A 6,755-nucleotide genomic window follows, 5' to 3' on the forward strand; every position below is an offset into this window, starting at 1 on the left:
GGTTCGATTCCCGTACGGGTCACCATTTAAAAAATGGTCTTGACAGTGAGATGAAAAGAGAATATAATAACTTATCGTTGAGAAGAACGGTAAGGAGAAGAAAGTTGATAAAAGTTTCTTTTGCTTACTTTTCTTTTCAAAGGAAAGTAAGTTGGTGTTGATTGCGGTGAGGGTCCACCCGTTCCCATTCCGAACACGGAAGTTAAGCTCACCTGCGCCGAAAATACTTGTCTGGAGACGGACCGGGAAGATAGGTAACGCCAACACAGAGAAGGGTCTGGTCTGACCAGACCGGACCCTTTTATATTCCTCCTTAGCTCAGTCGGTAGAGCATGCGGCTGTTAACCGCAGGGTCGTTGGTTCGAGTCCAACAGGGGGAGCCAGAATGTGGCTCGCCGCCACAAGCGTGACGGCGAGCCATTTTTTAAGAAAAGGATCGGTATGGGCCTTTAGCTCAGTTGGTTAGAGCAGCCGGCTCATAACCGGTCGGTCCCGGGTTCGAGTCCCCGAAGGCCCACCACATAGGGGTATAGCTCAGCTGGTAGAGCATCGGTCTCCAAAACCGAGTGCCGAGGGTTCGAATCCTTCTGCCCCTGCCAAAAATAACAGCGAAATCGCTGTTTGCATAGATGCATAGATGGCGCGGTAGTTCAGTTGGTTAGAACGCCGGCCTGTCACGCCGGAGGTCGAGGGTTCAAGTCCCTTCCGCGTCGCCATTATGCTGCTGTAGCTCAGTAGGTAGAGCACATCCTTGGTAAGGATGAGGTCTCCGGTTCAAATCCGGATAGCAGCTCCACATGAAGCCCTAGAGCCGCAAGGCTTTGGGGCTTTTTGTTTTTTTCTTCCAGCAGATTGAGCGGCGGAAAAAACCAGACAAAAACCCAGACGGGGGCAAAAAACGGAGCCGGACAGGTCAACCCTGCCCGGCTTTTTTCGTGTCCTGTTTGAGAGCGTCCCGGAAAATCTGGCTTGCCCGCTTTATACTTTCCTGATCGGCGTGGGTATACATCCGCAGCGTGACCGCCTTATCACTATGGCCCAGCTTCTCAGACACGCTGGCCACGTCCGCCCCGCTCGTGATGGCAATACTGGCAAAGGTGTGGCGCAGCTTGTGGGGATGGAGGTCTGAGACGTTGTAGCGTTTGGCAAACTTTTTCATGTAGCGTGTGGGGCTCTGGGGGTGCATAGGCTCCGGGCTGCCGTCCTGGGTAAAGACATAGGCACTGATGGCCTGGGCGGCCTGCTCCGAGCGGAGGGCCCGCAGCAGAGCCATGATATCTGGATCCACATCAACGGTACGGCTCCGCCCGTTCTTGGGGGTGTCCAGGTATACCCCCTTCTGTGGGGTATAGCAGAGGTTTCCGCAGATCGTGATGGTGTTCTCCTGGAAGTCTATGTCCTTCCACTGGAGGCCGCAGCACTCGCCGCGGCGTATGCCGGTATCAATGAGCAGCCGCACCAGCACCCGCCATTTGAGCGGCTCCTTGTCCAGACAGGACAGGATATGGCGCACCTCCTCCACGGTGTAGGCCTCTACTTCATCGTGCCGGGCTTCGTCCTTCCTGGGTTTGGGTCGTTCCACCTTGTGCATAGGGTTCTTGGGGATGGTATCAGCCAGAAAAGCCATTTTGAATAGGCTGTTCAGGATGGTATAGCACTTTACCACCGTTGCGTGGGCCTTGCCCTGGGCCTGCATGGACAGCAGCAGGGCGGTAATATTGGCGGGGGTAATGTCCGGCAGCTTCAGTTCCCCCAGGGCGGGATAGATCCACTTGTCAAGCATCCCCTGGAAGCTGCTTCGGCTGTTCTCTGAGATAGAAATGGTCTTGGCGGGCATGAAAACATCCTCGCTGTACTGCTTCAAGGTCTGGATCCTGGCGGCAGCCCGTTGGGCCTCAGCTTCCCGCTCGTGCCGCTCTGTCCGGCTGAGGATCTCCCCGGCCTGGCAGCGGCGCTCAAAGTCGGCGGCCACCTTGGAGAGTTCCCGGTCTATGGCCCGCTGGCCCCAGCCTGCGGGTGGATACCACCGCATGGACAGAGGAGCTGCGCTCCGGCCACGGCTGACCCGGATCTCATAGAAGGATTCCCCGGCCTTATTGGTCATTTTCCGGGTGGAAGGCATAAAATCATTTCCTTTCCCGGCCCCGTGTGATACAATGAGAAGGCATACAGGGCCTATATTTGAACGTGTGGGACTGTGCGCACCGCCCGCTTGGAGTTGCCGCTCCGAGCGGGCTTTTATTATTCGTGGGGTTCTTCTTTAAACTTTGATAAGTTTTCCTTTAATTCCATCACTAATTTACTCAGTGATCCACTACTGCACGCAATTTCATATAGTGCCCTTTGAGCAAATACGGTGTCGATGGGTGCTTTTGATGCAATGTCATAAAGCGCCCTAATTGCAGCTTGGTCTTCTGCATTTAGACCTTTGAATAGTTTCTGGTTGCTCATCAAATCATCGAAAGTTGTCTGTTGCATAGCTGTTCTATACATATACACAATATTTTTAATATGTGTTAACTGAGAAAGAAGGCAGTCTAAGGATAATGAGAAAGTAGGGAATAATTCACGCTCTGCCTCTCCAATGCAAAAATCAAGCACTTTTTGTATATATGAATCTAATTTTACTTTGTCGTGTTCGCTCAGGTCATTTATTCTTGCCTCATTGGATAATTTGAAGTTCTCATGGTGATCTATAAGGCTTATCCCGAGCAAATAGTCGCTTGATACATGAAAGAGTTCAGATAGCTTGACAATAGTCGCTGCATCTGGTTGTGAGCGTCCGCTTTCCCATGCAGCAACGGTAGTCTGCGATTTGTTTACGGCAGAAGCAACTTGTTTTTGAGTAAGTCCAGCTTTAAGCCGTGCTTTACATATGTTATTGACCATAGCGCCACCTCCTAAATGTAGTATAACAAAACAGGTAAAGAAAAACAATATAATTATTATAAAAATGATAATAATAAATATATTGATTTTTATATTGACAAAACAAATATTATTGAATATAATCAATTTAGTTACTACGAAAAACAAGGTGAGGTGATTATAGTATGGATATTAGAGATAACCTAGCGTCAATCGTGAAGGAAAGGGCGCTAATTCAAGCAGAAATTGCCCGTCGAGCGGGGCTGACTCCCATGAAATTGGGAGCCGTGCTGCTAAAAAAGCGAAAGCTTGATGCAAATGAACTGCTACGGATCTGCCAGGTGCTTTCCATGTCTCCTGATGCGGTTGTAAGCTATGGCAGCCAGCATGAAGGCAAAAGTGGCGGTGATGAAGCAGAATAACGTGTCCAACTTGGACACAGGAAAGGAGAATGAACCATGTCAGCACAAAAGCAGACGCCCTTCCAGACCATTGAGCAGGCGTGTAAGACCACAGGGTTGTCCATGTACTACCTGCGCCGGGGATGCTGGGCGGGTACGGTGCCCCACGTCAAGAGCGGCCGGGTCTACTACATCAACGTTCCCGCCCTCCTGCGCAGCCTTGGGGCCACGACAGAGGAGCCGGAACCGGCCCAGCTGCCCGACAAGGTGACCGATATCAGGGCCGCAGGCCGAAAGAAGGCAAGGGCATGAGGGAATCGGCACTGGAGGGTATCTCCTTCTGCCTGGTGCTGGGGCTGGCGGCCAGTGCGGACGGCCTGGCAGAGCGCCCGGGCGGTATGGTTGCCCTGCTGGTGGGGGTAATCCTGTCCGGTGTTCCCCTGCTCCTGGCCCGTCTGGGAGGGACAAGCTGCCGCAGAAGGCGAGCCAGAGGGCCGCATAAGACAGGACAAACCCGCTCGAGCGGGCGGATTTTGGGCAAAAAGAAAGCCGCTGAGGTGGTAGCAACACCCCAACGGCAGGTGAAACAAAGCAGTCACGCAACTATTTCACGCCTCTATTTTACAGAGGCAGAGGGAGATTGTCAAATTGAATTTTGAGGTAATCGAGACCTTGCGCCTGGTATGCGCTGGGTTTGTAACGGACATCGAAAAGGAGTACATACACCTGCCCGCCGCCGATGAGCGGTATGACGCCTTTAGCCTGGCGGTCAAAGAAGGCAGGGGGGAAGATCTGGAGGAGCTGTGCATGGCCGTGGCCAGTGAGCATGAATCCCAGGGGTTTGTAAACGGTTTCCGGCTGGGTGTCCGGCTCATGCTGGAGAGCCTTAGCCCCCAAGGCCGGGAGACCGGCAGGAAGGGAGGCGGACGGCATGAGGTGTGAGCGTGATACCACCCGCAAGAGAAGTGTGTCAAGTATGAATCGGGACGCAAAGAGGAGAAAGCAGGAGTTTAAGCGGATGCTTTCCCGGCTGGATGATGCAGGAAAAGAAGAGCTGTACTTATTCATGCGCCTTTTGATTCAGCACCCCGACTTTCGTGCGGAATTAAAGGCCAACAAGCCGGATGGGGAAAACCTCCTTACGTATGAGGTAATCCAGGCGCTCATGGAGAAATGGTCATTATCAGAAAGTGCGTAGAGTAAGGAAATCAACTGACTATGGAACTGAGGCCAGGGTGTGGTGCGGTATGCGCTCCGCCCTGGCCTATGAGAAATGGAGGACACGCACATGGAGCAGAGGGGCACAAAGTCTGGGGAACGGCAGCGGATGAGAAACCTGCTGCTTTCACGGGATCGGCTGGCCCGCACTCTGGCGGCCAACTTTACCGACGGGGATCTGCTGGTAACGCTGACCTATCAGGCAGGCCCCTGGCCCCGCTCGCGTGAGCTGGCACGGCAGCAGGTAAGACAGTGGATCGGCAGCATATCGGCGCTCAGAAGGGCCAAGGGCATGGCTGCCAAGTATGTTTATCTGCTGGGAACGGAGCAGGCGGGGAGCCTTGTACACCGTGTAATACTCAACAGGGGCAAGGAATCTGCCGATATGCTGGGGCATCCGTGGCCGTATGGCCCGGTGTATGTAGGCCCGCTGGATCTGTCTCAGCAGGGGCAGGCGTTGGCGTCGGAGCTGCTGCGCCAGCCCATCCAGGTAGGACATTCCCCGCTGCCCTGTGCCCGTCTGTGGGTGTCCTCCAGGGGAATCCATCATACATAGAAAGGCGGAAAGAGCATGGATATCAATCTGGAAACAATTTTGCTGGAAAATGAGGAACTGAAGTTCCTGAGCGAGTTTACACCGTATGCAGAAGGCAGTGGGCTGGCCGACTTTATGGATGAGGCTAAACACGTGGCAGCATATATGGAGCGGCTGGCCGGTAAGGTCAGAGCGCCGCAGGCCAAGTTACTGGCAATGATGCGGGGGTTTTACCTTCTCGGAGTGCTCCGTGGTGGAGCGGAGTATAGATCTGAGGTTATATCTAAGCTAGAAGTTGAAATACCGGATCTGAGCGTGCAGAAACATGAAGATCCTGTTTTTGACCCGGATGATGAATGTGCTGCGGATTTTGCTTGGGATATCAACCAGCTTGCGGAGCAAGAGTTAGAGCAGGTATGCAAAAAGATAGGACTACCGGCCGCACTCTGTATGCCTTAGAAGCATCAATAACACTGATCCGCTTCCCTTTGAGCTGGACGAAGTATGCGCACAGCTGTTTGCGGATGGCCTGAACCAGCTTTCCCGGGGGGGGACTTGTATAAACTGTGCTCTGCTCTTGGAATGTAACAGAGCGGGGCCGTACAGCAGGAAAACAATAGTTGCCAGAGCCCTTAGAGGCCAGTGCAGGAAATGGAGCCGGGCAAGCCCCGGTGCCCTCACTGACGGCAAGCGCATATAGTGCCAGCGCCTGAGCCCGTCCCGGAGCCTTCCGGGCAGCGCCTGAGCCAGAGCCAACGGTGACCGGGCGGGAGTTGATCCCGCTCGAGGGGGCCATGCTCTGGCTCTTTCTTATACCCAAAACGAGGTAAGAGGTGCGGCGATATGGCAAAGCGGAAAAAGACCATTACGGCGGGTTGCATCGTCAAGACAATCTTATACACCGCCCCGGAGCCCCGGGACGGGGAGCGGGCCAGGGCGGAAAAGTCCCGCATGACCACCGCAGCACAGAAGGCCATGAACGACAAGACGGCCAAGGGCAAGCTGGAAATGCTGCTGGCGGCGAACTTTGTTGGAAAGGATCTCTTTGTTACCCTTACATATCGGGATGAGGATCTTCCGGCCAAACGGGCCGAGGCTTTAAAGAACGTGCGGAAGTTCCTCAAGCATCTGAGAGAGCACCGCAAGGCCCGGGGGCAGGTGACAAAATACGTCTACACCACCGAGGAGAAGCACGGAGCAGCCCGCCTGCACCACCACCTGGTCATTAACGCTACCGAGCGGGACATAGAGACAATCCGCAGCCTGTGGCCCTATGGGGATGTGGTGGACTTACAGTATGTACGGGATCGGGACTATGACACCCTGGCCCGGTACATGACCAAGGAGAGCGTAGAGGGCCGCCCGGTGGGTGCGCAGATGTGGACGGGAAGCCGCAACCTGGCAAAGCCCGTGGTGGAGAGCTGCTTTGTCCCGGATGATACGGCCTTGGCCGTCCCGCCTGGGTGCTTTGTTCTGGAGCGGGAGGAGAAGGCCACAGAGTACGGAAGTTACAGCTATATCAAATACCGTGTACCGTCCTGGAGACAGCAGCACAACGGCCCGGAAACGGCCACAGAGCAGGCTGAGCGGGCCTCTCAATATCTTGCTTGTAAGTATATATAACTTTAGGGCAACACCGCATAATAAGGCAAAAAGAACCGTCCTGCCAAGACATAGCTTTTGGCAGAACGGTTTGTGTTTAGAATTCTCGCAGAAGGCATACGGATTCAAGC

The 6,755-nt window shown here is 54.0% G+C and carries 9 protein-coding genes, 5 tRNA genes and 1 rRNA gene; 13 read left to right on the forward strand and 2 right to left on the reverse strand.

Annotated elements, in window-relative coordinates; translation table 11 throughout:
- Positions 1–150: 150 nt before the first annotated feature.
- The 6 genes from rrf (at position 151) to H6B51_RS15710 (ending at position 796) form a co-directional block, all read left to right on the forward strand.
- Positions 151–266, forward strand: a 5S ribosomal RNA gene (gene rrf / locus H6B51_RS15685).
- 41 nt (positions 267–307) lie between these two features.
- Positions 308–383: transfer RNA gene (locus tag H6B51_RS15690), tRNA-Asn, on the forward strand.
- 60 nt (positions 384–443) lie between these two features.
- A tRNA-Ile gene (locus H6B51_RS15695) sits at positions 444–520 on the forward strand.
- A gap of 3 nt (positions 521–523) precedes the next feature.
- Positions 524–599 (forward strand) — tRNA-Trp (locus tag H6B51_RS15700).
- Positions 600–639: 40 nt separating this feature from the next.
- A tRNA-Asp gene (locus H6B51_RS15705) sits at positions 640–716 on the forward strand.
- A gap of 4 nt (positions 717–720) precedes the next feature.
- Positions 721–796: transfer RNA gene (locus H6B51_RS15710), tRNA-Thr, on the forward strand.
- Positions 797–913: 117 nt separating this feature from the next.
- Here H6B51_RS15710 and H6B51_RS15715 read toward each other — a convergent pair.
- Both H6B51_RS15715 and H6B51_RS15720 read right to left on the reverse strand, forming a co-directional pair.
- Complete coding sequence (locus H6B51_RS15715; protein WP_204884562.1) at positions 914–2,122, reverse strand: tyrosine-type recombinase/integrase; 1,209 nt, start codon at positions 2,120–2,122, stop codon at positions 914–916.
- A 119-nt stretch (positions 2,123–2,241) separates the two neighbouring features.
- Positions 2,242–2,889 carry a helix-turn-helix transcriptional regulator gene (locus H6B51_RS15720; RefSeq protein ID WP_204884563.1) on the reverse strand — a complete coding sequence of 216 codons (648 nt, stop codon included), beginning with the start codon at positions 2,887–2,889 and terminating at the stop codon, positions 2,242–2,244.
- Between the two features lie 164 nt (positions 2,890–3,053).
- Here H6B51_RS15720 and H6B51_RS15725 point away from each other — a divergent pair, with 164 nt between their 5' ends.
- From H6B51_RS15725 to H6B51_RS15755, 7 genes are all read left to right on the forward strand, one after another.
- A complete protein-coding gene (locus tag H6B51_RS15725) occupies positions 3,054–3,290 on the forward strand; it encodes a helix-turn-helix domain-containing protein (RefSeq protein ID WP_204884564.1) in 237 nt (78 codons plus the stop codon).
- A 36-nt stretch (positions 3,291–3,326) separates the two neighbouring features.
- Positions 3,327–3,581 carry a MerR family transcriptional regulator gene (locus H6B51_RS15730; RefSeq protein ID WP_087189441.1) on the forward strand — a complete coding sequence of 85 codons (255 nt, stop codon included), beginning with the start codon at positions 3,327–3,329 and terminating at the stop codon, positions 3,579–3,581.
- 336 nt (positions 3,582–3,917) lie between these two features.
- Complete coding sequence (locus H6B51_RS15735; RefSeq protein ID WP_204884565.1) at positions 3,918–4,211, forward strand: hypothetical protein; 294 nt, start codon at positions 3,918–3,920, stop codon at positions 4,209–4,211.
- Positions 4,212–4,245: 34 nt separating this feature from the next.
- Positions 4,246–4,467: a hypothetical protein gene (locus H6B51_RS15740; protein ID WP_204884566.1), complete on the forward strand. Its 222-nt coding sequence runs from the start codon at positions 4,246–4,248 to the stop codon at positions 4,465–4,467.
- 90 nt (positions 4,468–4,557) lie between these two features.
- Positions 4,558–5,043, forward strand: a complete 486-nt coding sequence (locus H6B51_RS15745) for a hypothetical protein (protein WP_204884567.1) — start codon at positions 4,558–4,560, stop codon at positions 5,041–5,043.
- Positions 5,044–5,058: 15 nt separating this feature from the next.
- Positions 5,059–5,481, forward strand: a complete 423-nt coding sequence (locus tag H6B51_RS15750) for a hypothetical protein (protein ID WP_204884568.1) — start codon at positions 5,059–5,061, stop codon at positions 5,479–5,481.
- 384 nt (positions 5,482–5,865) lie between these two features.
- On the forward strand, positions 5,866–6,645 hold the full coding sequence (locus H6B51_RS15755) for a rolling circle replication-associated protein (protein ID WP_204884569.1): 780 nt from the start codon (positions 5,866–5,868) through the stop codon (positions 6,643–6,645).
- Positions 6,646–6,755 lie beyond the last annotated feature (110 nt).

Origin of the sequence: Pseudoflavonifractor phocaeensis (assembly GCF_016901955.1) — a bacterium.
GTDB classification, from domain to species: Bacteria; Bacillota; Clostridia; order Oscillospirales; family Oscillospiraceae; genus Flavonifractor; species Flavonifractor phocaeensis_A.

Bases quoted from the DNA above. Each gene is read 5' to 3' on its own strand.
- H6B51_RS15715 (WP_204884562.1), bottom strand. From the start codon at position 2,122: ATGCCTTCCACCCGGAAAATGACCAATAAGGCCGGGGAATCCTTCTAT.
- H6B51_RS15720 (WP_204884563.1), bottom strand. From the start codon at position 2,889: ATGGTCAATAACATATGTAAAGCACGGCTTAAAGCTGGACTTACTCAA.
- H6B51_RS15725 (WP_204884564.1), top strand. From the start codon at position 3,054: ATGGATATTAGAGATAACCTAGCGTCAATCGTGAAGGAAAGGGCGCTA.
- H6B51_RS15730 (WP_087189441.1), top strand. From the start codon at position 3,327: ATGTCAGCACAAAAGCAGACGCCCTTCCAGACCATTGAGCAGGCGTGT.
- H6B51_RS15740 (WP_204884566.1), top strand. From the start codon at position 4,246: ATGAATCGGGACGCAAAGAGGAGAAAGCAGGAGTTTAAGCGGATGCTT.
- H6B51_RS15745 (WP_204884567.1), top strand. From the start codon at position 4,558: ATGGAGCAGAGGGGCACAAAGTCTGGGGAACGGCAGCGGATGAGAAAC.
- H6B51_RS15750 (WP_204884568.1), top strand. From the start codon at position 5,059: ATGGATATCAATCTGGAAACAATTTTGCTGGAAAATGAGGAACTGAAG.
- H6B51_RS15755 (WP_204884569.1), top strand. From the start codon at position 5,866: ATGGCAAAGCGGAAAAAGACCATTACGGCGGGTTGCATCGTCAAGACA.